This window comes from Kluyvera ascorbata (genome assembly GCF_023195735.1).
Taxonomy (GTDB): domain Bacteria; phylum Pseudomonadota; class Gammaproteobacteria; order Enterobacterales; family Enterobacteriaceae; genus Kluyvera; species Kluyvera ascorbata.
This window is the reverse complement of record NZ_CP096201.1, coordinates 2,691,860-2,714,097: the sequence shown is the minus strand read 5'-3', so window position 1 is coordinate 2,714,097 and position 22,238 is coordinate 2,691,860. Positions and strand designations below refer to the sequence as shown.

The 22,238-nt window shown below is 52.9% G+C and carries 19 protein-coding genes; 10 read left to right on the top strand and 9 right to left on the bottom strand.

What is annotated here, in order from left to right; translation table 11 throughout:
* The first annotated feature begins 18 nt into the window (after nt 1–18).
* Both MY052_RS12855 and MY052_RS12850 read left to right on the top strand, forming a co-directional pair.
* The gene (locus tag MY052_RS12855; RefSeq protein ID WP_035895296.1) at nt 19–453 is read left to right on the top strand and encodes a DMT family transporter; all 435 of its coding nucleotides are present in this window, start codon (nt 19–21) and stop codon (nt 451–453) included.
* Between the two features lie 3 nt (nt 454–456).
* Nucleotides 457–915 carry a DMT family transporter gene (locus MY052_RS12850; protein ID WP_202215831.1) on the top strand — a complete coding sequence of 153 codons (459 nt, stop codon included), beginning with the start codon at nt 457–459 and terminating at the stop codon, nt 913–915.
* 37 nt (nt 916–952) lie between these two features.
* Here the strand turns inward: MY052_RS12850 and MY052_RS12845 are convergent, their stop codons facing one another.
* The 3 genes from MY052_RS12845 to MY052_RS12835 form a co-directional block, all read right to left on the bottom strand.
* Nucleotides 953–1,942 (bottom strand): aldo/keto reductase, encoded by a 990-nt coding sequence (locus MY052_RS12845; RefSeq protein ID WP_248537113.1) that lies wholly within the window; start codon nt 1,940–1,942, stop codon nt 953–955.
* An 18-nt stretch (nt 1,943–1,960) separates the two neighbouring features.
* Entirely contained in the window at nt 1,961–2,812 is an 852-nt protein-coding gene (locus MY052_RS12840) for an aldo/keto reductase (protein ID WP_248537112.1), read from the bottom strand.
* 134 nt (nt 2,813–2,946) lie between these two features.
* Nucleotides 2,947–5,085 (bottom strand): putative bifunctional diguanylate cyclase/phosphodiesterase, encoded by a 2,139-nt coding sequence (locus MY052_RS12835; RefSeq protein ID WP_248537111.1) that lies wholly within the window; start codon nt 5,083–5,085, stop codon nt 2,947–2,949.
* Between the two features lie 365 nt (nt 5,086–5,450).
* On the opposite strand from MY052_RS12835, the gene MY052_RS12830 reads away from it, so the two are divergent.
* From MY052_RS12830 to dbpA, 3 genes are all read left to right on the top strand, one after another.
* Complete coding sequence (locus MY052_RS12830) at nt 5,451–6,617, top strand: methyl-accepting chemotaxis protein (protein ID WP_248537110.1); 1,167 nt, start codon at nt 5,451–5,453, stop codon at nt 6,615–6,617.
* A 226-nt stretch (nt 6,618–6,843) separates the two neighbouring features.
* Nucleotides 6,844–7,827, top strand: coding sequence for a zinc transporter ZntB (zntB, locus tag MY052_RS12825; RefSeq protein WP_035895307.1), 984 nt, complete (start codon nt 6,844–6,846; stop codon nt 7,825–7,827).
* 333 nt (nt 7,828–8,160) lie between these two features.
* Nucleotides 8,161–9,534: an ATP-dependent RNA helicase DbpA gene (gene dbpA / locus MY052_RS12820; protein ID WP_202215827.1), complete on the top strand. Its 1,374-nt coding sequence runs from the start codon at nt 8,161–8,163 to the stop codon at nt 9,532–9,534.
* A 48-nt stretch (nt 9,535–9,582) separates the two neighbouring features.
* Here dbpA and ttcA read toward each other — a convergent pair whose 3' ends face one another.
* Nucleotides 9,583–10,518: a tRNA 2-thiocytidine(32) synthetase TtcA gene (gene ttcA / locus MY052_RS12815; RefSeq protein WP_035895287.1), complete on the bottom strand. Its 936-nt coding sequence runs from the start codon at nt 10,516–10,518 to the stop codon at nt 9,583–9,585.
* A gap of 435 nt (nt 10,519–10,953) precedes the next feature.
* Nucleotides 10,954–11,649, bottom strand: coding sequence for an outer membrane protein (locus MY052_RS12810; RefSeq protein ID WP_202215826.1), 696 nt, complete (start codon nt 11,647–11,649; stop codon nt 10,954–10,956).
* 397 nt (nt 11,650–12,046) lie between these two features.
* Here MY052_RS12810 and MY052_RS12805 point away from each other — a divergent pair, with 397 nt between their 5' ends.
* The gene (locus tag MY052_RS12805; protein WP_248537109.1) at nt 12,047–12,745 is read left to right on the top strand and encodes an RluA family pseudouridine synthase; all 699 of its coding nucleotides are present in this window, start codon (nt 12,047–12,049) and stop codon (nt 12,743–12,745) included.
* A 76-nt stretch (nt 12,746–12,821) separates the two neighbouring features.
* Here the strand turns inward: MY052_RS12805 and MY052_RS12800 are convergent, their stop codons facing one another.
* Nucleotides 12,822–13,361 carry a DUF2058 domain-containing protein gene (locus MY052_RS12800; RefSeq protein ID WP_185064419.1) on the bottom strand — a complete coding sequence of 180 codons (540 nt, stop codon included), beginning with the start codon at nt 13,359–13,361 and terminating at the stop codon, nt 12,822–12,824.
* Nucleotides 13,362–13,588: 227 nt separating this feature from the next.
* Between MY052_RS12800 and MY052_RS12795 the strand changes: the two genes are divergently transcribed.
* The 3 genes from MY052_RS12795 to MY052_RS12785 are packed head-to-tail and all read left to right on the top strand — an operon-like array spanning nt 13,589 to nt 15,349.
* Nucleotides 13,589–14,734 carry a transglutaminase-like domain-containing protein gene (locus MY052_RS12795; RefSeq protein WP_248537108.1) on the top strand — a complete coding sequence of 382 codons (1,146 nt, stop codon included), beginning with the start codon at nt 13,589–13,591 and terminating at the stop codon, nt 14,732–14,734.
* The gene (locus tag MY052_RS12790; protein WP_115074230.1) at nt 14,712–15,068 is read left to right on the top strand and encodes a hypothetical protein; all 357 of its coding nucleotides are present in this window, start codon (nt 14,712–14,714) and stop codon (nt 15,066–15,068) included. The genes MY052_RS12795 and MY052_RS12790 overlap by 23 nt, the downstream gene beginning before the upstream one ends.
* Nucleotides 15,065–15,349, top strand: coding sequence for a heavy-metal-associated domain-containing protein (locus MY052_RS12785; RefSeq protein WP_035895277.1), 285 nt, complete (start codon nt 15,065–15,067; stop codon nt 15,347–15,349). The genes MY052_RS12790 and MY052_RS12785 overlap by 4 nt, the downstream gene beginning before the upstream one ends.
* 58 nt (nt 15,350–15,407) lie before the next feature.
* Here MY052_RS12785 and ompC read toward each other — a convergent pair whose 3' ends face one another.
* Nucleotides 15,408–16,556 carry a porin OmpC gene (gene ompC / locus MY052_RS12780; protein WP_248537107.1) on the bottom strand — a complete coding sequence of 383 codons (1,149 nt, stop codon included), beginning with the start codon at nt 16,554–16,556 and terminating at the stop codon, nt 15,408–15,410.
* Nucleotides 16,557–17,317: 761 nt separating this feature from the next.
* Entirely contained in the window at nt 17,318–20,845 is a 3,528-nt protein-coding gene (nifJ, locus tag MY052_RS12775; RefSeq protein WP_248537106.1) for a pyruvate:ferredoxin (flavodoxin) oxidoreductase, read from the bottom strand.
* Between the two features lie 309 nt (nt 20,846–21,154).
* Here nifJ and MY052_RS12770 point away from each other — a divergent pair, with 309 nt between their 5' ends.
* Nucleotides 21,155–21,421 carry a putative hemolysin gene (locus MY052_RS12770; RefSeq protein WP_035895266.1) on the top strand — a complete coding sequence of 89 codons (267 nt, stop codon included), beginning with the start codon at nt 21,155–21,157 and terminating at the stop codon, nt 21,419–21,421.
* Nucleotides 21,422–21,424: 3 nt separating this feature from the next.
* Here the strand turns inward: MY052_RS12770 and hslJ are convergent, their stop codons facing one another.
* A complete protein-coding gene (gene hslJ / locus MY052_RS12765) occupies nt 21,425–21,865 on the bottom strand; it encodes a heat shock protein HslJ (RefSeq protein ID WP_123650467.1) in 441 nt (146 codons plus the stop codon).
* Nucleotides 21,866–22,238: the final 373 nt, after the last annotated feature.

The window sequence follows — 22,238 nt, the reverse complement described above, 5'->3', positions numbered from 1 at the left end:
TAACGATGGGGGGTAGTGATGCAACTGTTACTGATTGCGCTGGTGATAGCCGGTGGTATGGGGCTGTCGGTTGAAGCCGGGATTCTGGGTCCGCTCGGCGGGGAAGTGGGTGATTTATGGGCGACGTTCAGCATCTTCGGCGTCGGTGCGGTACTGACGTTTTTACTGATGCTGTTTTTCAGCCCGCGCTCGGGGCCCTCATTTTTTTCCCAGCCGGGCTGGACGTTATTGGGTGGGGTGCTCGGGCCTATCTACGTGGTGATCCTCACGGTGGCGGCACCGATTATTGGCGTGGCGATGACGATGATTGGCGTACTAGCGGGGCAGGTTTTCAAAAGTCTGCTGATTGACCATTACGGCCTGTTTGGTACGCCGCACCGTAAAATCAACGTACAGCGTCTGTACGCGTTGGGCTTTATTCTGGCGGCGCTGCTGCTGGTGGCAAGAGGGTAAATAATGATAGTTATCATGATGCTATTGGCGGTATTGGGCGGTGCGACGCTGAGCGTTCAGGCGGCAATCAACGGTCGGCTTGGTAGCCAGGTGGGGGTATTGAAAAGTGCATTCCTGACCTTCTCGGTGGGTGCGTTAGTGACGGCGCTGCTGATTTTCTATTTCGAACCGGTGCAGACGGTAACGTTACTGGACGTGCCAAAATGGCAGCTGATGGGGGCGATGCTCGGCGTCCCGTACATCGTGATTATGGTCGTGGCGGTACAGCGAATTGGTACCGGCATCGCCACGGTGGCGGTTATTTTCGGCCAACTGGCTATGAGCATGCTGATTGACCACTTTGGTTGGCTGGGCAACGCGTCTATCCACTTCACCTATACCCGTTTGGGGGCGGTGGTTTGTTTAGGCATTGCGCTCTATTTTATCTATTCAAGCAGTAAGGCAGCGACGGTTAACGCGTGAAAAAATGGCCTGTCAAAGTCACAGGCCATTGTCATTTTTATCGTCCGACGCGCGCCTGAATGGATGCAGGATAACGATCGCCCACAATCTTAATCGCATCCAGCGCCAGGGTAATTTTTTGCAGATCGCTGGCCGTTAGCACAATTTCTGCCGCCCCCAGGTTTTCCTCCAGCCGGTGCAGCTTGGTGGTACCCGGAATGGGAGCTATCCACGGTTTTTGTGCCAGCAGCCAGGCGAGCGCAATTTGTGCGGGGGTGATCCCGCGCTCGGCGGCCAGGTCTGCCAGTACGGTCAGCAGTTGCGCGTTAGTCTCGCGGGCTTCCGCCTGGAAGCGCGGCACTTTGCTGCGGAAATCATCGCTGCCAAAGGCGGTGTCGGTGGTAATGGCCCCGGTCAGAAAACCTTTGCCCAGCGGGCTGAATGGCACAAAACCGATCCCCAGCTCTTCGAGCAGCGGGATGATTTCTCGCTCCGGTTCACGCCACCACATAGAGTATTCGCTTTGCAGTGCAGTAACGGGCTGTACCGCATGCGCGCGGCGAATGGTCTGCGCCCCGGCTTCGGAAAGACCAAAATGTTTCACCTTACCTTCGGCAATCAGGTCTTTAACCACGCCTGCAACGTCCTCAATCGGGACATCCGGGTCAACGCGGTGCTGATAGAGTAAGTCGATAACGTCGGTTTTTAAGCGCTTAAGTGAACCTTCTACCGCTTTACGGATATGCTCCGGGCGGCTGTTTAAAATCTGCTGCTTGTTGTCATCACCGAAGGTAAAGCCAAACTTGGTGGCAATGACTACGCGGTCGCGAAACGGCTTCAGTGCTTCGCCGACCACCTCTTCATTGAGGTAAGGGCCGTAGACTTCGGCGGTGTCAAAAAAGGTCACCCCGCGCTCAACGGCGGCGCGAATCAGTTCTACCGCTTGACGGGTGTCTGTTGCTGGGCCGTAGCCGTAGCTAAGCCCCATGCAGCCAAGCCCAAGTGCGGATACTTTCAGACCAGACTGGCCGAGCGTTCTCTGTTGCATTGCAGATTCCTTATGGGATTAAACGTCGAGTTTGCGGGCGGCCAGCCACTCAACGATGGCCGGATCACGGTGGGAGAAAAAGGCGCTGGTGGCAGTATCCAGCGCAGCGATGTGCAGCATGTCGTCATCGCTCAGCGTAAAGTCGTTAATGGCAAAGTTTTCGACCATACGTGCTTTGCGCACGGATTTTGCGAGCGACACAATGCCGCGCTGCAGCAGCCAGCGCAGTACCACCTGGCCCACGCTTTTCCCGTATTTTTTTCCGATGGCGGTAAGCGTCGGGTGCTCAAACAGGCCGTTACGGCCCTCGGCAAATGGTGCCCAGGCTTCCGGCTGGATGCCGTGACTTTGCATCCACGGCGTGGCGTGAAGCTGCTGGTTAAACGGGTTAACTTCAACCTGGTTAACGGCGGGCACGACGGTATTAAAAGCCATCAGGTCGGCGAGCCTGTCCGGGTGAAAGTTACTGACCCCAATGGCGCGAATTTTCCCCGCCTGGTGTAGCTCTTCCATAGCGCGCCATGCGCCGTGTATGTCGCCGAAAGGTTGGTGGATGAGATAGAGGTCGACGTAGTCCAACTGCAGGCGGTTCAGCGATCGTTCAAACTGGGCTTTGGCCCCATCGTAGCTGGTACCCTGCAGCCACAGCTTGGTGGTGATAAACAGTTCGTCGCGGGCGATGCCGCTTTGCTTAAGAGCATTGCCGACCTGGGTTTCATTCTGGTAGGAAGCGGCGGTATCAATTAACCGGTAGCCGGTATCCAGGGCATCAAGCACCGCGCGCTCGCATTCCGCGGCATCGGTCATCTGATAAACCCCGAAGCCCTGCAGAGGCATCACGATACCGTTGTTCAGTTTTACTGTTTGCATGGCGTTATCCTTTTTCTGAGTAGAAGAAGAATAGCGCGGGGAGATTTATTTGATTAGAGGGGGGTATTCTCTAACGGTAATGATCAAAATTCATGAATCAGTCTGGTGAGCGGTGGAATACCGCTCACCAGACTTCAGGCCTGACGCTTCTTACCGGAGGAAATATCCCGGCGCAGGGTGGCGGGAGAATTCGGGTCGCCGGTTAGCGGCAGATTATTTAGCATGACCTCAATATCATCCGCTGGTACTGGGTCAGAGAACCAGAAGCCCTGGAGGGTATCGCAGCCAAGCCCGCTGAGGATCCGCTGCTGTTCCTGAGTCTCTATACCTTCGGCCACGACGTCCATATTCATCGAATGGGCGATGTTAATGATGGTGGAGACAATTCTGACGTGTTTGCTGTTTTCCCGCATATCCTTCATAAAGCTTTTATCGATTTTCAGCTCACCGGCGGGAAGATCCTGCAGCGCCAGCATATTGGAATAACCCACGCCGAAGTTGTCGATAGAAATGGTGATCCCGATGCGACAGAAATCGTTAAAAATCTGCACGCTGCGATCAAAGCCGTGGAGCGCGGTGGTTTCCGCAAGCTCGATGGTCAGGCGAGTAGGGGAAACGTGATGGCGTACCAGCGCGTCGCAGACTCGCTCATAAAAATTCTGCTGCTCAAACTGTACCGGAGAGATATTCAACGATATCGTCCAATCGTCATGCCCTGAGAGACTCCATTTGTGCAACTGCTGGCAGGCCTGGTCCACAATCCAGTTCCCAACCGAGACAATGAGCCCCGTATTCTGTAGCGTAGACAGGAAAACCTCGGGCAGCAGGATCCCTTTTTTCGGATGCCGCCAGCGCAGGAGGGCTTCAAAACCGTAAATACGCTGTTCTTTGACGTGATACTTGGGCTGATACCACAGCTCAAACTGACCGTGATCCAGCGCCTGGGTTAGATCCTGCAGAAAATGTGCCCCTTGCCAGGTGCTGTCGAGCATCGATTCATGATAGAAAACCCAGCCATTACGACCGCTGTGCTTCACGTGATACATCGCCGTGTCTGCGGAGAGTTTTAGTTCCTGAGGCGTTTCACCGTGGCCGGGATAAAGACTTATTCCCACGCTTAATGAGATCTGCAGGATTTGTCCGGAGTGATAAAACGGACGACGAATGCTCTCCACCATGCGGGTGCAAATATCGGCAATTTCCGCTTCATTACAATCTGGCGCCAGCAGAATAAATTCATCCCCACCAATGCGTGCGAGCGTCATTTTGGGATTAATACAGGCGCTCATGCGGTTCGCAACGGACACCAGCAGGTTATCGCCAACGTGGTGGCCCCAGGCATCGTTAATTAATTTAAAACGGTCGAGATCCATCAGCACCAGCGCGAAAGTGCTGCCGGCCAGGCGTGATTGATGCAGGCAGGCCAGCAGCCGCATGTCAATCTGGCTGCGGTTCGCAAGCCCCGTCAGCCCATCGAAGCGCGCCTGTTGTTCCAGCTGTTGATTAAGGCGCTGTAAATTTTCCGTCAGGCGCGTGGTGCGAACCTGTGAATCCACCATGGAAATCATCAGCATCAGTCCCAGCAATAGCAGCGTAGTGACCGATACCCAGATAGAGAGACCCTCTTCGCTGACCATAGCGCCGTGGTTCATCATCATATGACTATGGCCGGTAAAGGTGGCGGCGCTCATGCCGGTGTAGTGCATGGCGGCGATGGCAATACCCATGGCGAACGCCGCGCCGACGCGGGTTAGCAGTACTCCTTTACTGTTAAGGCGCAGGCTGAACGCCAGCCAAAGGGCTACGCATGACGCCACGATAGCAATGATGACCGAGGCGATAATCAGCGGAATGCTCCAGGTGATTTCGTCGTGGGCCATCAGCGCCGCCATGCCGACATAGTGCATGGTTACGACCCCGGAGCTGAGCAGGGCGGTAGCAATACAGAGGCGTTTTAGTGATAACGTATTGCCAGCGACCGCAATATTAATGGCCAATGAAGAGGCAATAATCGCGGCTAATAAGGAAATAACCGTGAGCTCAAGGTGATAGCTCATCGGCATCGGCATTTTCATTGCCAACATGCCGATAAAGTGCATTGACCAAATACCAATGCCTAGCGTCGCGCCGCCGGTAATACGCCAGAAGATGGCCGCCTTTTTATTAGAAGCGGCAATTTTTGCAGCACTATCAAGCGCAACGAAAGACGCAATGAAGGCCACCAGAAATGAAATACCGACTAGTATCGGGTCCCACGAAGCGTGCAGCATCATGCAATCCATACCTTTTCATAAACGTGATTTAATTAATCTATCAGTAAATTCCTAAATTTACACAATGAAAAAACACTTCTCAGACGCTCTTTTTTCGTCATTGGATATTATTAAGCATGGCTAACGAGTAATGAAATGCCAGTGAACATTAAGTCTTGCTTTTTTATATTGTTCTTATTTTATTGGTGCTTAACTGTTGCTGTGATTTTTGGTTTTGTCAGTTTTACTTTGGTTGGTTTAAAAATCTGCAAAAAGTAAAACTAACGTTGCTAACAATTAAACTACTTAAAAACATGGAAATAGTCTGGAAAATGCAACTTCTGGTGATATAACAAAATGACACAGCAGGAGTTGGGGAGTAGATTATGTTTAAAAACATTAGCGTCCGAACTTTTATCCTGGTTTTTATTCTGGCGGTCTTTCTTATTGCAGATGTGATCTGTTTAATATTATCGAAGAATATATTCTTGCATTTGGCCGTCAATATTGTATGGGTGGTGGCACTAGGGTTGCTCTGGCTTTATATGACGAAATATCTCGTCACACCGATTAACGCGGTTAAACGCAGCATTGACGAAGTTAATGATGGGAATTTGTCGGTGCGTATTCCTATATTCGGTAATAACTGCGCAGGGCGCTTAATTCCGGGTATCAATAACTTATCGAATAATATCTCTACGCTTGTGGCGGAGATTCGCGCTTCGTCTGATTCAGCCATGTCCCTATCCGAACAGTTGGCTAACCGCAGTGCGGAACTGGCGGTCAAAACCGAAGAACAATCGGCAACGCTTCAGCAGACGGCTTCCAGCATGGAAGAGATTGCGGCAAGTACCAAAAACAACGCCGAGCATACCAGGCTGGCCAGCGAGCGGGCGGGCGATGCGACTCAGTGCGCCCGTAAAGGTGGCGCGCTGATGGGTGAAGTGGCGAACAATATGCAGTCGATCACCGACTGTGCTCGTCAGATGACTGAAATCATTGCCATGATTGATGGCATTGCGTTCCAGACGAATATTCTGGCGCTGAACGCGGCGGTAGAGGCAGCCCGAGCGGGCGATCATGGTAAAGGATTCTCGGTGGTAGCCGGTGAGGTGCGCAATCTGGCACATCGCAGCGCCGAGGCGGCAAAAAGTATTAAGACCCTGATTAGCGTGACCAGCGATAACGTGACGCAAGGGGCGAATATTGTGGCCGAAGCCGAGAAGAATATGCAGGACATCGTCGCGGGGTCTGGTGAGCTCAACAGCCTGATGGAGCAGATTGCCGTCTCAACCAATGAGCAGGAAAAGGGGATTGACCAGATCACTCAGGCGCTGACGGAGCTGGAAACCGTAACCCAGAGTAATGGGATGGTGGTTGAGGAGCTGGCGCGGTCGTCTGATGTTCTGAAGCATCAGGTTATTGAGTTGCAGTCGCGGACGCAGAACTTCCGTATCGGAGGGGAGCCACGGGCGGCTGATGCGCCGCCGGTGGGGGCATTGCAGCCAGCGGTGGCGGGGAGCCATGATAAGGATTTTTGGCAGTCGTTTTAGGGTTTGCAGGGTTTTTCGCTGTTGATAACGTTTCAACCGCTGAAGCGTTCCCGCTAGGCCGGATGGCGCTTGGCTTATCCGGCCTACCGCGGCAAGGAAGCACTAATCCAATCACTTCTACCTACCACCTTTTGTGAACAATTTCAGCGCGATGGCACACGCTCTTATTGCTTAACAAAAGCAGATAGCTAGACTATCAGGATGAATAGTCGTGATCGGAGGCGAAGTGGAAGCCATAAAGGGATCAGAACTGAACGTACCTGATGCGGTATTTGCGTGGCTACTCGACGGCCAGGGCGGAGTCAGACCCCTGACCGACGATGAAACCGTCAGCAAAGATAATCCGTGCTGGCTGCACATGAATTACACCCATCCCGACAGCGCCGAATGGCTGGCAACAACGCCACTGCTGCCGCAAACGGTACGTGATGCGCTTGCTGGCGAAAGCCTGCGGCCACGCGTCAGTCGATTAGGTGAGGGAACGCTGATAACGCTGCGCTGTATTAACGGTAGTACCGACGAACGCCCTGACCAACTGGTGGCGATGCGTCTCTATATTGATGAACGCATGATTGTCTCTACGCGGCAGAGAAAAGTGCTGGCGCTGGATGATGTGGTGAGTGACCTGCAGGAGGGCAGCGGTCCAACGGATTGCGGCTCCTGGCTGGTGGACGTATGCGATGCGCTGACCGATCACGCTAGCGAGTTTATCGAACAGCTGCATGACAAAATTATCGACCTTGAAGACAATCTGCTTGAGCAGCAGGTGCCGCCGCGTGGCTTCCTGGCGCTGCTGCGCAAACAGCTTATCGTGATGCGACGCTATATGGCACCGCAGCGTGATGTGTACGCGCGCTTGTCCAGTGAACGGCTCTCGTGGATGACTGACGATCAGCGCCGACGGATGCAGGACATTGCTGACAGACTTGGCCGTGGGCTGGATGAGATTGACGGCTGTATCGCTCGCACCGCCGTGATGACCGACGAAATCGCGCAGATGATGCAAGAGTCGCTTTCGCGTCGCACCTACACGATGTCCCTGATGGCCATGGTGTTCTTACCCAGCACCTTCCTGACCGGCCTATTTGGCGTCAACCTGGGCGGTATTCCCGGCGGCGGTTCGCATCTGGGATTCTCCCTCTTTTGTATTATGCTGGTCGTACTCATTGGGGGTGTTACGTGGTGGTTACACCGCAGTAACTGGTTGTAAAAAGTCATCTTTTATATTCCGCCAGGTGACGATAACGCAACTTAATTTGAGCGAGGTCAATAAACCAGCGCTCCAATCGAGGCAATATCGTTCCTGCAGGTGAATGCAACGTCAAGCGATGGGCGTTGCGCTCCATATTGTCTTACTTCCTTTTTTTGAATTACTGCATAGCACAATTGATTCGTACGACGCCGGCTTAGAATAGTCGGCTTTTTTTTGTCTTTTTTTCCGCTACCCTGGCTACACTCGTTGATTAGTTGTCGCATCCCGCGACGAGATCTGCGAGGATACGCGCCTGCTGAACGTCAGCCCCTAATTCGTGAGAACTACACCGTGACCGCTTTTGCCTCCCTGAATATCCTCCCCGCATCCCAGCTCGAAAACCTTAACGACCTGGGCTATCTCTCTATGACCCCGGTACAGGCGGCCGCGCTGCCAGCCATCCTTGCTGGAAAGGATGTGCGGGTACAGGCAAAAACCGGTAGCGGCAAAACGGCAGCATTTGGTTTAGGCCTGCTGCAACATGTTGATGCGGGTCTGTATCAGACACAATCGCTGGTGCTGTGCCCAACTCGTGAGCTGGCAGACCAGGTCGCTGGGGAAATTCGTCGTCTGGCGCGTTTCCTGCCAAACATTAAAGTGCTTACGCTGTGCGGTGGCCAGCCTTTCGGTGCGCAGCGCGACTCGCTGCAGCACGCGCCGCATATAATTGTGGCGACGCCGGGGCGTCTGCTGGATCACCTGCAAAAAGGCACCGTTTCTCTGGATGCGCTGCAAACGCTGGTGATGGACGAAGCGGACCGTATGCTTGATATGGGATTTAGCGACGCCATCGATGAAGTTATTCGCTTTGCGCCAGCGTCTCGCCAGACGCTGCTGTTCTCCGCGACCTGGCCGGACGCCATCGCGGCGATCAGCGGTCGCGTACAGCGCTCGCCGGAAACCATCGAAATTGATTCCGTTGACGCGCTGCCAGCCGTTGAGCAGCAGTTCTTCGACGTGCCGCGTCACGGCAAAATCGCCCTGTTGCAGCAGCTGTTGAGTCAGCATCAGCCGGCGTCCTGCGTGGTGTTCTGTAACACCAAAAAAGATTGCCAGGCGGTCTATGAAGAGCTGAATGCTGCGGGCCAGAGCACCATCGTGCTGCACGGCGACCTCGAACAGCGTGACCGCGACCAGACGCTGGTGCGTTTTGCTAACGGCAGTGCGCGTATTCTGGTGGCAACCGACGTGGCGGCACGCGGTCTGGACATAAAATCGCTGGCGATGGTGGTGAACTACGAACTGGCATGGGACCCGGAAGTTCACGTGCACCGCATTGGACGTACCGCTCGTGCCGGTAACAGCGGGCTGGCAATCAGCTTCTGTGCACCGGAAGAAGCCCAGCGCGCCAATATTCTTGCTGAAATGCTGCAAATTAAACTCAACTGGATGGCTGAGCCGGGTAAAGCGCGCGTTGTGCCGCTGGAGCCAGAAATGATGACGCTGTGCATCGACGGCGGCAAGAAAGCCAAAATGCGTGCAGGTGACGTGCTGGGCGCGTTAACCGGTGACGTTGGGCTGGTAGGGGCGGATATCGGTAAAATCGACGTTCATCCAGCACACGTTTACGTGGCGGTTCGCGAAGGCGTAGCGCATCAGGCGTGGAAACTGCTGCAGAAAGGGAAAATCAAAGGCAAGGCGTGCCGAGTGCGTTTGCTGAAATAAGCGCGGAATAACGCGTCTCAGGCATAAACCTGAGACGCGACAATCGTATTACTTCACTTCAACTACGTTCAGACGCAGCTCATCCAACTGACCGTCTTCTTCTTCTGGCTGCCAGCCTACCGGCTGTAACGGCATCTCTTCACGGTCAAACGCCAGGTCACCTCCGTTAATGACTTCACCGCCGTGGGTCAGACTTTTGAAATCAAACAGGTTGATATCGCTCAGGTGCGATGGCACCACGTTCTGCATAGCGCTGAACATGGTCTCGATACGGCCTGGATAACGTTTGTCCCAGTCGCGCAGCATGTCCGCGATCACCTGACGCTGCAGGTTTGGCTGCGAACCGCACAGGTTGCATGGAATGATTGGGAACCCTTTAGCCTCAGAAAAACGCTCGATATCCTTTTCGCGGCAGTAGGCCAGCGGACGAATAACGATATGTTTACCGTCGTCGCTCATCAGCTTCGGCGGCATGCCTTTCATTTTACCGCCGTAGAACATGTTCAGGAACAGCGTTTGCAGGATGTCGTCACGGTGGTGACCCAGCGCGATTTTGGTCGCCCCGAGTTCAGTGGCGGTACGGTACAGAATACCGCGACGCAGACGGGAGCAGAGCGAGCAGGTGGTTTTCCCTTCCGGGATTTTCTCTTTCACGATGCCGTAGGTGTTCTCTTCGACAATCTTATACTCTACGCCCAGTTTCTCCAGATACTCTGGCAGAATGTGCTCCGGGAAGCCCGGCTGTTTCTGGTCGAGGTTTACCGCCACCAGGCTGAAGCTGATAGGGGCGCTCTGCTGCAGGTTGCGCAAAATTTCCAGCATGGTGTAGCTGTCTTTACCACCGGACAGGCAAACCATAATGCGGTCGCCGTCTTCAATCATGTTGAAGTCAGCGATGGCTTCACCCACGTTACGGCGCAGGCGCTTCTGTAGCTTGTTCAGATTGTATTTTTCTTTTTGGCTAATTTCTTGATTTTGTTGCATTTAATGGTTACTCAAAAATCTAAATGGAAATTCAGGCCGAACACAGCGTCTTCCCGTCCATTTGATTTGCGATAAAAGACATGTCTCGCGCTGACCGGTCAAAAGCGAATCAGCGAATGTGTGGCGTGTATGGTACGGATTACGACGGTGAATGTCAGCACGTTTTACAGCGTTGAGCCATCTAATTCTGGAGCCGACCTGCGCGAGGCTGGCGTGGAAGGGGGCTGGGGTAGGCTTTCATCAGAGAGTATGGTGTAAAATAGAAGGCCCATTAAAATAATGGACCTGACAGATAATATTATCGGCAGCCTTATTATGCTGATGAGATTTATCAGACGTGACGCATCGCTATTCAAAATAATTAAGAATGCAAATATTATGTTGTTATCGGATGCCTACGTTCCTGGGAAAATATAGTTTCCGTGATGCTGGCTATCAGAAGAGATAGTTTACGTTAAGCGTGGTGGTACTGTAAGACGTATTAAAGTCACGAGAACCATAATCTGGGAAGTTAGGATCGTGCAGATAAACGGAAGACGTTCCTAAATCAACGTATGTATATTCAATACCCGCAGATAAATTCTCGGTTACGCGATATTGTACACCCGCGCCAACGTTCATACCTGCAGAGATATTTGATGCGCTGGTATTGAATTCTGCGTTCTTACAGCCATTCGTTACCGCGGTATCGCCTTTGTGGCAACCCATCGTGAAATCTTGTTTTGCGACAGTCACGCCCACTTTTACGTATGGAAGAATGCGGTCAAAAGCATAGCCCATCAGGACATCGACAGAACCGTTCTGTTTGATATCAACGGAGCCATCATACGGGTCGTACTGATCGTGGGCACTGTTTTTGAAATCATCGCCCATATCAGACAGGTTCAGGTTCGCTGCCACGCCCAGTACGATATTATTATCGAACTGCCAGTTATGACCAACCTGAATACCACCGACCACACCGTCGATAGAATCGCCCCAGGAGCTTGAATTCCCTTCATCGCGACTGTGGCCTGAGCCATAACCGAGATTGCCCCCTGCATAAAAACCAGTCCATTGATCAAGCTGATTTGACGCTGCAAAAGTAGAACAAGAAACCATTAATGCAGAGACAAGTAGTGCACGTTTCATTTAAATACCTATGAATGAAGTAAATTGATCAAGCCTGTGTATTATTCCTGTAATGGATTCTAATGCAATTTATAACTTCGCTTGAATCTTCTTTTAATTAATAGTGAATGTAACAAAAAAGGACAATGGCATAGTAAATATATGCCTCTATAATTTTATTGGTTGGATTAATGATTGTTGTTATTGGTGTATATAATAATGGCTATTTGGTATGGCGTATTAGGCCAAATGGCATAGGTATTGTTCTCCAGAATATTAAAGCAGTTTCGTGATAATATAATCAGCACCGTCCGCCCGGCTAACCTGTTCCGTCAGCAGGCGATCACCGAAACAACTGATTCGCCAGCAGACGGGAATTTCGCTATTATCCCGGCACCTTCGCTATGCTGGCCACCTGATGTCTACAATTGTTGATACTTTTATCGCTCCACCGTGTTCCGCTGAGATAGAGATCCTCTATGAAGATGAACATCTGCTGCTTATCAATAAGCCTGCCGGGTTACTGAGTCTATCGGGGAAAAATCCGCAGAACCTCGATTCAGTACACCACCGGCTGGTAGAGGATTTCCCCGGCTGTACGCTGGTTCACCGTCTTGATTTTGGCACCTCCGGGCTTATGGTAGTGGCGCGCAATAAAGCCATTAATGCAGCTCTGTGCCAGCAGTTTAGCCAGCGCAGCGTGACGAAGGAATACAGCGCTTTACTGTGTGGTCATCTGGAACATGATGAAGGGATTATTGACGCGGCGATTGCTAAAGATCCGGCGCGGTTCCCGCGTATGACGATTTGCCCGATCCAGGGAAAACCGGCGCGGTCTCATTACCGGGTTGATGCACGTTTTTTCCAGCAGGGAGAAGGGGGAACGCCGTTGCCGTTGACGCGGGTCACATTAACCCCGGAAACCGGCCGTACGCATCAGTTGCGGATTCACTGTCAGCAATTGGGGCATCCGATTCTGGGTTGTGATCTGTACGGTGGTCTATTGATGGCGGGCGCCGAGCATGCGCCAAGGCTGATGCTGCATGCCAGCGCGCTGAATTTTGTTCACCCCGTTAGTGGTGAAGCGGTCAATGCGCGTCACGCTAGCCCTTTTTGAGCAATAAAAAAGCCCGTGAGGGCTTTTGGGCATTGCCTGATGGCGCTTCGCTTATCAGGCCGACATGAAATAATGCTTACCACATTAGATCGTCAGGGATTTTGAAATCTGCGTACGGATCGTCTTCATCCTGTACTTCCTGGCTTAGGGCGCTGTGCAGAACAATGCTGCTGGCATCGCGCTGAGCGATTTTTTCCGCCACGACCGCTGGGATAATCGCATATTCGCTATCACCGTTGCTCTGGGTTGCCAGACGCGCGATGGCGAGGCGCCCGTTAATCAACTGAGTCTGCGTCAGCTTATCGACCGTGATTTTTTTAATGATGCTGCCGTCGGTAAAGTTAAAGCTAATATCGCCTCGACCCGGCATGACGCGGTTCATCTCGATAAGCTGCTTCACCTGGGCTTTATACTCTTTCGATAACACGGCCTGCTTTTGCTGCTCGCTGAGTAGCTTATCGCGCTCAAGCTGCGCCTTCTTATTTTCTTCGACTGCTTCTCTTGCCTCACGAGCCTGAACGCGCGATTTTTTCGCCGTACGCTGGACCTTGGCCACTTTTTTACTGGAGACTAATCCCGCTTTTAGCATCTGCTCTTGTAAGGTAAGTTTTGTCATTTTCGCTTCTGAATTTGATGAATAATAGCGGGGATTATACCCGTAATTTTTGTCACGATGCCAGATTATAGGTCTCGAGTGGCGCGTTGTCCGGCGTCCGCTTGGCATTTTGGGCCTTTAATGCCCCGTAAATTATTGTGGCGATGAATGCGTAGCCGCATAATAGCTGCCAACCTCCGCAGGTGCGGGGTTAAGCGCCAGCTTTTTCTGGTGATGAAGGAAACACAATGGAAAGGCGTAACTTTCTGAAAGGTGCCGCGGCACTCTCCACCCTTGGGCTGGTGAGCCCGGTTTTTGCAAAAACCGAAGCTGTTGCTAAGCCTGCCGTTTCATCTTCAGGCAAATCCCGCCGTTTTGTTATGACCCAGACCTACAGCCTTAAGGCCCCTGAGGGCTCTTCTGGCAAGGTTAATTTGTGGATCCCTATCCCGGAAGACACGGCTTTCCAGCAGTTGCTTGACCTCTCTTTTAGCGGGAATTACCAAAGCGCTACCCTCAATGCCAATAACCGTTACGGTGCGAAAGTGCTCTTTGTGACCTGGCCTGCCTCCAGCGGCCCGCTGGATATCAAAGTGGAAATGGAAACTGAAACCCGTGATTGGGAAGTGCTGAAAGAAAACCGTCTTGCCGACTGGCAACTGCCGGTGGAAGGCGCCGTTATCCCTGACGAAATCAAGCCATTCCTACAGGCAACCCCGCATATTCCGGTGGATGGTCTGGTAAAAGAGACCGCGCTGAAAATTATCGGCAATGAAAAAGCCCCGCTTAAGCAGGCGCGTCTGATTCACGATTGGGTGAGTACGCATATGCATCGTGATGATGCGGTGATTGGCTGCGGTACCGGTGATGTAGGTGAAATCCTGAAAACCGGTAAGCTGGGCGGTAAATGCACCGATATTAACTCGGTGTTTGTCGCGCTGTGCCGCGCGGTCGGGATCCCGGCGCGTGAAATGTTCGGTATTCGCCTGGGCGCTAGTCGAAAACTCGATGGTTACTCGAAAAAAGCCTTCGGCAGCGCCGATGCGCAGGGCGTGGCTAAAGTCAGCGGTGGCCAGCACTGCCGCGCGATGTTCTGGCTGGCGGGTTTTGGCTGGATGCCTGCTGACCCAGCGGATGTGACTAAAATGCGTCTGACCGAGAAAAAAGAGAACGGCGACCCGGCGGTAACGGCAGTAAACGACTATCTGTTCGGCAACTGGGAGATGAACTGGGTGGGCTTCAACCACGCGCGTGATTTCGCGCTGTCGCCAGCGGCAGAGCAGGGTGACGTCAATAACCTGGGCTATCCGTATGCGGAAGTTGATGGCGACCCGCTGAACTTCTACGATCCTGCTCTCTTTAGCTACGACTATGTCAGCGTCGAACAGCATTAAGGGCGGTGTACTGACGCTGCTGGCGGCGATTGTCGCCGCTGGCGCATCAACGCTTTGTTGCATTGGGCCGTTACTGTATCTGCTGTTTGGTATCTCAGCGGCAGGGCTGGTGGGGATCCCCGGTGCCTCCTGGCTGCAGTTCCCGATGATTGTGGTGGCGGTAGGGTTGATGGCGCGGGGGTTCTGGCGCCTGCATTTGTCGTCGAAGCCGGTGTGCGTCAACGTGGTGAGCCGTCGGGTGCTGGTGTGGCTCTACTGGCTGTCGGTACCGCTGGTGCTGGCGCTTATCACCTATCCTTATGTTCTGCCCTGGATTTGGGAGTGGATGGAATGAAAAAAGCAGTTTGCCTGGCGTTGATGCTATTCACGCCGCTAGGCTGGGCCGCCGATAAGCTGGTGACCATTGATATTGGTGAAATGAACTGCCCGCTGTGCGTGATTTCGATTAACCAGGCGTTGCGGACGACCGACGGCGTTATCAAGGCGAAAGCGTCGCTGAAAACGCGTCAGGCTGAAGTGGTGGTGCCGGAGAATTTCGATAACCAGCAGCTGCTGGCGGCGATTGCCAAAACCGGGTTTAAAGGTGAGATTCACGGAGAAAGCGCGGTGCAGTAAGGCTGTGTTGATGTGGTAAAAGAGAAAACCCGCTGTTGCCAGCGGGTTTTTTGTTGCATTAGAACTGGTAAACCAGGCCCAGAGCAACGATGTTGTCGGTAGCAATACCGTTTTCTTGATAGAAGGACTTGTTACCATCCAGCAGGTTGATTTTGTAATCAACATAGGTGGACATGTTTTTGTTGAAGTAATAGGTTGCACCCAGATCCATATATTTAACCAGATCCTGATCGCCAGCGTTGGTGCCGTTGGTATTGATCAGATCTTTACCTTTGGACTGCAGGTAGGAGATGGCTGGACGTAGGCCGAAATCGAACTGGTACTGAGCTGTTACTTCAAAGTTCTGAGTTTTATCAGCAATGCCGTCGTTGCCGTACGGGGTCATGTTGCGAGTTTCAGAATACATAGTCGCGAGGTAAATGTTGTTCGCGTCGTATTTCAGGCCAGCAGTCCATGCTTCAGCGGTGTCGCCCTTAGCATATTGGTTGTAACCAGATGCATTTACCTGACCATTTTTCTGATCCTGTGTACGATTTGATGTGGAGTACGCTGCTGCTGCGCTTACGCCCATACCGAAATCGTAAGAGGTGGAAATACCAAAGCCGTCACCGTTATCTTTACGCGCGTTATCACCGCTACGGTTGTTGGTGCCAACGTCGCCTTCGCCACTTTGGTTTTCGTTTTTACCCTGATACTGCAGCGCAAAGTTCAGACCATCAACCAGACCGAAGAAATCGTTGTTACGATAGGTTGCTACGCCGTTGGTACGGCCAGCCATAAAGTTGTCGGTGTAGGTGTAAGAGTCACCGCCGAATTCTGGCAGCATATCGGTCCAGCCTTCTACGTCGTACAGCACGCCGTAGTTACGACCGTAGTCGAATGAACCGTATTCACCGAATTTCAGACCAGCGAAAGCCAGACGGGTCCACGCGTTGCCGGTATCGCTCTCTTCGCTGTTCGCCTGGACGTTATATTCCCACTGACCGTAGCCAGTCAGCATATCGTTAATCTGAGTTTCACCTTTAAAACCGAAACGAACGTAGGTCTGATCGCCATCGTTGTTGGAATTACTGGAGAAATAGTGCAGACCATCTACTTTGCCATAGATGTCTAATTTATTGCCGTCTTTATTATAAACTTCTGCGGCATGAGCTGCGCCTGCTGCTAACAGCGCAGGGATAACGAGGGCCAGTACTTTTCTGTTCATTGAAATTATTCCTTTAGTTTTTTTATTCGCGCACTTCCACTCAAATAGAGGAAGTAAGGCAATCCTAAAGGAGACCTTTCTGAGATGGTAAATAACATTTGTTACAGCATGAGTAAAATCTAAAGTATATGATTCAAATGAAATGATGATAAATACCATGAATGAATTGTCATTAATTATATAAAATAAAAATTATACAAATAATATTCGCTGACGTAATCTACCTGCGTTATATGCCTTTTTGTCACACAACGTATTTATGTTGCCGTGTGTCATTTAACTTCTTCGTCATATGAAATGACAAGCCCGAACCCTCATTCGGGCTTTTTTTATTTCTTTGTTTTTGAATGGGTTGTCAGCTGTGGCGGCTTGTATCAACAGGTCGTGTAGCCGATGTAATGGATTTCTCTTCTGCGCAATTATTACGCTGTTTCAATAGTGTGATTACTGAGGCAATATTAGACAAGAATGCAAAATAGAAGGGCGCAGGCCGAAAAATCAATGCCGTTGCGACGATACTGAATGTCGATAATAAAATGATGGTTGAGTGAGTTTCTAAACTTGGAAGGTGGAAATTTACCCGTGACGGATTAGATAATGTGATCGACAGCATAAAACTAAATGTTTCTGATATTTGTTCATCCGGTTCGGATTTACATGAATCAATATGATGACGCATTGGAATAATCGTATAGGTGAAATTAACCACGTACTGGATAAAAAACCGCCTTCAATATGAAGGCGGTTGTCGATATCAGAAGTTATTCCTGCGGAATGGGCTTCTCGGCTTTCCCTGCCATTAACGCGAGGAAGTCATAGCGCTTCTGCAAATCTTCCGCCGCGTCTTTCCACAGCTGCTCGGCCACTTCTGGCTGCTGACTGTTCAGACGGCGGAAACGCTGTTCGTTCATCAACGTTTCGGCGAGCGCGTCAGACGGTGGACGAGAGTCCAGCGCCAGCGGGATTTTGCCTTCATCACCGCGACGTGGGTCGAAGCGGAAGAGTGGCCAGAAGCCGGTTGCCGTAAGCTGGCGCATCTGATCGTGGCTTAAGGCCAGATCGTAGCCGTGCTCTTCACAAGGGCTGTAGGCGATGATGATGGACGGCCCCGGATAGGACTCCGCTTCCTGAATCGCTTTCACCGTCTGGTTAAGCTGCGCACCGAGCGAAATCTGCGCCACATAAACATGACCGTACATCATCATGCTGACGCCGAGATCTTTACGCGCTTTGCGCTTGCCGTGCTCGCCAAACTTGGTAACCGCACCGAGCGGCGTCGCTTTTGAAGCCTGGCCGCCGGTGTTGGAGTAACACTGGGTATCGAGCACCAGAATATTGACGTTCTCGGTCAGGCTCATCACATGATCCAGACCACCGAAGCCAATATCGTAGGCCCAGCCGTCGCCGCCAATCAGCCAGATAGACTTCTCTACCAGCGCATCGGCGTCGGTCAGCAGCTCTTCGGCACCTTCAACACCTTTCAGTGCGTTACGCAGCGCAGCGACCTGCTCACGACGTACCTCTGGTGTGGCGTCGGCATGCAGCGCTTCGTTCAGCTCAGCTGGAATATGCTCGGCAAAACCGTCCAGCAGACGCATTACGCGCTGACGATGCTGATCGACCGTTAAGCGGAAGCCCAGACCAAATTCGGCGTTATCTTCAAACAGCGAGTTGGCCCATGCCGGGCCGCGACCGTTGGCATCGGTGGTGTACGGCGTAGAAGGCAGATTGCCGCCGTAGATAGAAGAACAACCGGTGGCGTTGGCAATCAGCATGCGGTCGCCGTACAGCTGGGTCAGCAGTTTGATATACGGCGTTTCGCCGCAGCCGGAGCAGGCGCCGGAGTATTCAAACAGCGGGGTAATCAGCTGCGAGGTACGAATATCGATACGCTCCAGCTTGCTGCGGTCGATTTCCGGCAGGTCGAGGAAGAAGTTGTAGTTCACTTTCTCTTCTTCAACGTGCTCCAGGCGGGACATCATATTGATGGCCTTGATGGTTGGATCCTGACGATCTTTTGCCGGGCACACTTCAACGCACAGATTACAGCCGGTGCAATCTTCAGGCGCGACCTGCAGCACGTATTTCTGGCCGCGCATATCGCGGGATTTCACGTCCAGAGAGTGCAGGGAGGCCGGGGCGTTTTCCATCTCTTCTGGAGACACCACTTTGGCACGAATCGCCGAGTGCGGGCAGGCGGCGACGCAGTGGTTACACTGGGTACAGAGCTCCTCTTTCCAGATGGGGATCTCTTCGGCAATGTTGCGTTTCTCCCAGCGGGTGGTGCCCACCGGCCAGGTGCCGTCCGGCGGCAACGCGGAGACCGGCAGCGCATCGCCTAGCCCAGCGAGCATCGCGGCGGTCACGGTTTTGACGAAATCTGGCGCGGCATCGGACACTACCGGCGGACGGTTCGGGCTGGTGGCGTTGACCTGCTGCAGCGGGACTTCAAACAGCGACTCGCGTGCCAGTGCCAGCGCCTGCCAGTTACGTTCAACCAGGCCCTGACCTTTGCTGCTGTAGCTTTTGGCGATGGCGTTTTGCAGCTCCATCAGCGCGCTATCGCCCGGCAGGATCTGCGTCAGATGGAAGAACGCCATCTGCATTACGGTGTTAATACGCGCGGCGAGTCCGCATTCACGGGCAATTTTCGCCGCGTTAATCACGTAGAAGCGCGCTTTTTTCTGATTCAGTACGGCCTGCACTTCCTGCGGCAGCCGCGCCCAGACTTCATCAGCACTGTAAGGCGTATTGAGCAGGAAAATACCGCCGGGCTTCAGGCGCTCTGCCATCTGGTATTTATCAATAAACTGTAGCTGGTGGCAGCCGACGAAATCAGCCTGCGCTACCAGATAAGCGGAGCGAATTGGTGTATCGCTGACGCGCAGGTGAGAGACCGTCAGGCCGCCGGCTTTTTTGGAGTCGTAGACAAAATAACCCTGTGCGAACCACGGCGTGGAGTTACCGATTATCTTAATGTTGTTCTTGGTCGCCGAGACGCTACCATCGCTGCCAAGCCCGTAGAACAGCGCTTCCAGGCGCGCGCGCGAGGGCAACGTATTTTCCGGTAGCGGCAGGGAGAGGTTGGTGACGTCATCGTAAATGCCGACGGTGAAGCGCGGTTTTGGCTTCGCTTCTGAAAGTTCATTAAAGATAGCCAGCACGCAGTCCGGGCCAAACTCTTTTGATGACAGACCATAGCGGCCGCCAATCACGCGCGGCAGGGTTTCACGTTCACCCTGATTAAAAGCTTCCGCCAGCGCGGTCATAACGTCAAGATACAGCGGTTCGGCGAGGGCGCCCGGCTCTTTGGTGCGGTCAAGTATGGCGACGCTACGCGCGCTTTCCGGCAGCGCCTGCAATAAATGCTGCGCGGAGAACGGGCGATAAAGACGCACTTTCAACACGCCGACTTTCTCGCCGCGGGTCAGCAGTTCATCCACCACTTCTTCACAGGTGCCGATCGCGGAGCCCATGATGACGATAACGCGTTCAGCCTGCGGGTGGCCGTAGTACTCGAACGGTTTGTAGTGACGGCCGGTAGCATCAGCGAAGTCAGCCATTGTCTGTTCAACGTGGTCGTATACTGCGTTGTACCACGGGTTTGTGGCTTCGCGAGACTGGAAGTAGGTATCCGGGTTTGCGGAGGTGCCGCGAATGACCGGATGCTCTGGGTTCAGCGCACGGGCGCGATGTGCGGCAATTTCATCCTGCGGCAGCAGCCCGCGAATGGTGTCATCCGCCAATGGCACGATTTTGTTGATTTCGTGCGAGGTGCGGAAACCGTCGAAGAAATGAATAAACGGCACGCGGCTTTTCAGCGTGGCGATATGCGAAATCAGCGCAAAGTCCTGCGCTTCCTGCACGCTACCGGCGCACAGCATTGCGCAACCGGTCTGGCGGATAGCCATGACGTCGGAGTGATCGCCAAAAATAGAGAGCGCGTGGGTTGCTACGGTACGCGCCGCGACGTGCAATACAAACGGGGTCAGCTGACCGGCCAGTTTATAAAGCGTCGGGATCATCAGCAGCAGACCCTGCGATGAAGTGAAAGAGGTCGACAGCGCACCGGTCTGCAACGCGCCGTGCACGGCGGCAATCGCACCGGCTTCGGACTGCATTTCGACCACGCGCGGAACATCGCCCCACACGTTTTTAAGCCCATTTCCCGCCCAGGCATCGGCCTGCTCGGCCATCGTTGAACTCGGCGTGATCGGGTAAATGGCGATGACTTCACTGGTTCGGAACGCCACCGAGGCGACCGCACCATTACCGTCAGTTGTGATCATGGGTTATGACACCTTACATTGCGCAGAAAAGTGGTCCATGGGCATAGCCGCAGACCGGAAATTTATCCTTAATAGACTCATCGCTCTTGTCGATGATGTTAGGTGAAGTTTAGCAAACCCCGCGCTGAATCATTTTTGCTTTTGTGTCCTTGGGGAGCGTCTACATCAATGATGTGAATGTTTTTCGCCACAAAATTGACAGAAAATGTTTCTGAGGTGCATAAATGCGCGCTTCCTCTCTCGACGTACGTGCGCTCGGTGCCTATGATGCATAGGTTTGTTCCTATTTTTGCGATTCGGAGGGAAGTGATGCGAGCTGCTTTTTTTGTGGGGTGTGCGGCGCTTTTGTTGTCCGCGTGCAGCAGTGAACCTGAACAGCAGGCCACCGCGGCACACGTTACGCCAGGGATGAGAGCGGCAATGTCCAGCTCAGGCGAAGCAAACTGCGCGATGATTGGCGGAACGCTTTCCGCTGCCCGCCAGCTGGACGGTTCCAGCATCGGGATGTGCGCGCTGCCAAACGGTAAGCGTTGCAGCGAGCAATCTCTGGCGGTAGGAAGCTGCGGTAGCTATTGAGTGTTAACTCACCAGGTCGGCGAGTTTGAAGGTCAGCGTTTGATCGGCGGTTGCCAGCGTCAGCTGATGTTCAGTTAAATCGACCTGGGCTCCCTGGCGGAGCATGTTGCTGAGCGTCGCGTCGAGCTGGTTTAGCTGCGCGTCGCTGCAGAGCTTACGGGTCATCGCCAGGTCGGAGGCTTTTAGCTCGCCATTGCTGATTTTTGCAGTGCCGGAAAAGCGGTTGCACATCTCGCCGGAGAGATAAATTCTATTTAATAGCGGTTGCTTCTCACCAAAGCTCACTTCGAGCGGCGCGCCGTTGCTATTGACGGTATTGCCATTCACGCTTTCAAGCACAAAACGGTGATGCTGTAGCTGATCGCCGCCGGTCGACATTTTGCTGTTATAGACGCAGCCTGAAAGCAGGGCGGCTGCAGCCAGCAGGAAAAACACTTTCTTCATTGTTCTGGACTTCTTATAAAAATATTGATCAGGTGAATACTACTGAGGGGTTACTGTACAGCGGGAGCGGGTTGTGGGGCTTTGCGGAAAATGCTCCCGAGGGGAGTGCAGCCCTTATTGTATTGGCTAAATTAGTAGGGTAGTACTGAATTTATGCCAGTGCGGTGATGGGTTCCGTTCACTTTACGTCAGTCGGAATATGAGGATTTTTCACCGGTGAACGGGCCAAGGGGTGCTTGCCGCACACCCCTTGGCAATCCCCGCGGCCCCGCAGGGAAATCGGTGCTTCGCACTACGCTCGCCTACGACTCCAGCCTGCGGCACGGCGAAACTCGAGATTACTCGGCCCATCCATGGGCCTCGCCCCTTCGGG

What these genes read in the sequence shown, in the direction of transcription:
- MY052_RS12850 (WP_202215831.1), top strand. Translation starts at nt 457, where the DNA reads ATGATAGTTATCATGATGCTATTGGCGGTATTGGGCGGTGCGACGCTG.
- MY052_RS12810 (WP_202215826.1), bottom strand. Translation starts at nt 11,649, where the DNA reads ATGAAACGTGCACTACTTGTCTCTGCATTAATGGTTTCTTGTTCTACT.
- MY052_RS12790 (WP_115074230.1), top strand. Translation starts at nt 14,712, where the DNA reads ATGTCAGCGTCGAACAGCATTAAGGGCGGTGTACTGACGCTGCTGGCG.
- MY052_RS12805 (WP_248537109.1), top strand. Translation starts at nt 12,047, where the DNA reads ATGTCTACAATTGTTGATACTTTTATCGCTCCACCGTGTTCCGCTGAG.
- MY052_RS12845 (WP_248537113.1), bottom strand. Translation starts at nt 1,942, where the DNA reads ATGCAACAGAGAACGCTCGGCCAGTCTGGTCTGAAAGTATCCGCACTT.
- MY052_RS12800 (WP_185064419.1), bottom strand. Translation starts at nt 13,361, where the DNA reads ATGACAAAACTTACCTTACAAGAGCAGATGCTAAAAGCGGGATTAGTC.
- MY052_RS12830 (WP_248537110.1), top strand. Translation starts at nt 5,451, where the DNA reads ATGTTTAAAAACATTAGCGTCCGAACTTTTATCCTGGTTTTTATTCTG.
- hslJ (WP_123650467.1), bottom strand. Translation starts at nt 21,865, where the DNA reads ATGAAGAAAGTGTTTTTCCTGCTGGCTGCAGCCGCCCTGCTTTCAGGC.
- ttcA (WP_035895287.1), bottom strand. Translation starts at nt 10,518, where the DNA reads ATGCAACAAAATCAAGAAATTAGCCAAAAAGAAAAATACAATCTGAAC.
- nifJ (WP_248537106.1), bottom strand. Translation starts at nt 20,845, where the DNA reads ATGATCACAACTGACGGTAATGGTGCGGTCGCCTCGGTGGCGTTCCGA.
- MY052_RS12770 (WP_035895266.1), top strand. Translation starts at nt 21,155, where the DNA reads ATGCGAGCTGCTTTTTTTGTGGGGTGTGCGGCGCTTTTGTTGTCCGCG.
- MY052_RS12855 (WP_035895296.1), top strand. Translation starts at nt 19, where the DNA reads ATGCAACTGTTACTGATTGCGCTGGTGATAGCCGGTGGTATGGGGCTG.
- MY052_RS12785 (WP_035895277.1), top strand. Translation starts at nt 15,065, where the DNA reads ATGAAAAAAGCAGTTTGCCTGGCGTTGATGCTATTCACGCCGCTAGGC.
- MY052_RS12840 (WP_248537112.1), bottom strand. Translation starts at nt 2,812, where the DNA reads ATGCAAACAGTAAAACTGAACAACGGTATCGTGATGCCTCTGCAGGGC.
- MY052_RS12835 (WP_248537111.1), bottom strand. Translation starts at nt 5,085, where the DNA reads ATGATGCTGCACGCTTCGTGGGACCCGATACTAGTCGGTATTTCATTT.
- ompC (WP_248537107.1), bottom strand. Translation starts at nt 16,556, where the DNA reads ATGAACAGAAAAGTACTGGCCCTCGTTATCCCTGCGCTGTTAGCAGCA.
- MY052_RS12795 (WP_248537108.1), top strand. Translation starts at nt 13,589, where the DNA reads ATGGAAAGGCGTAACTTTCTGAAAGGTGCCGCGGCACTCTCCACCCTT.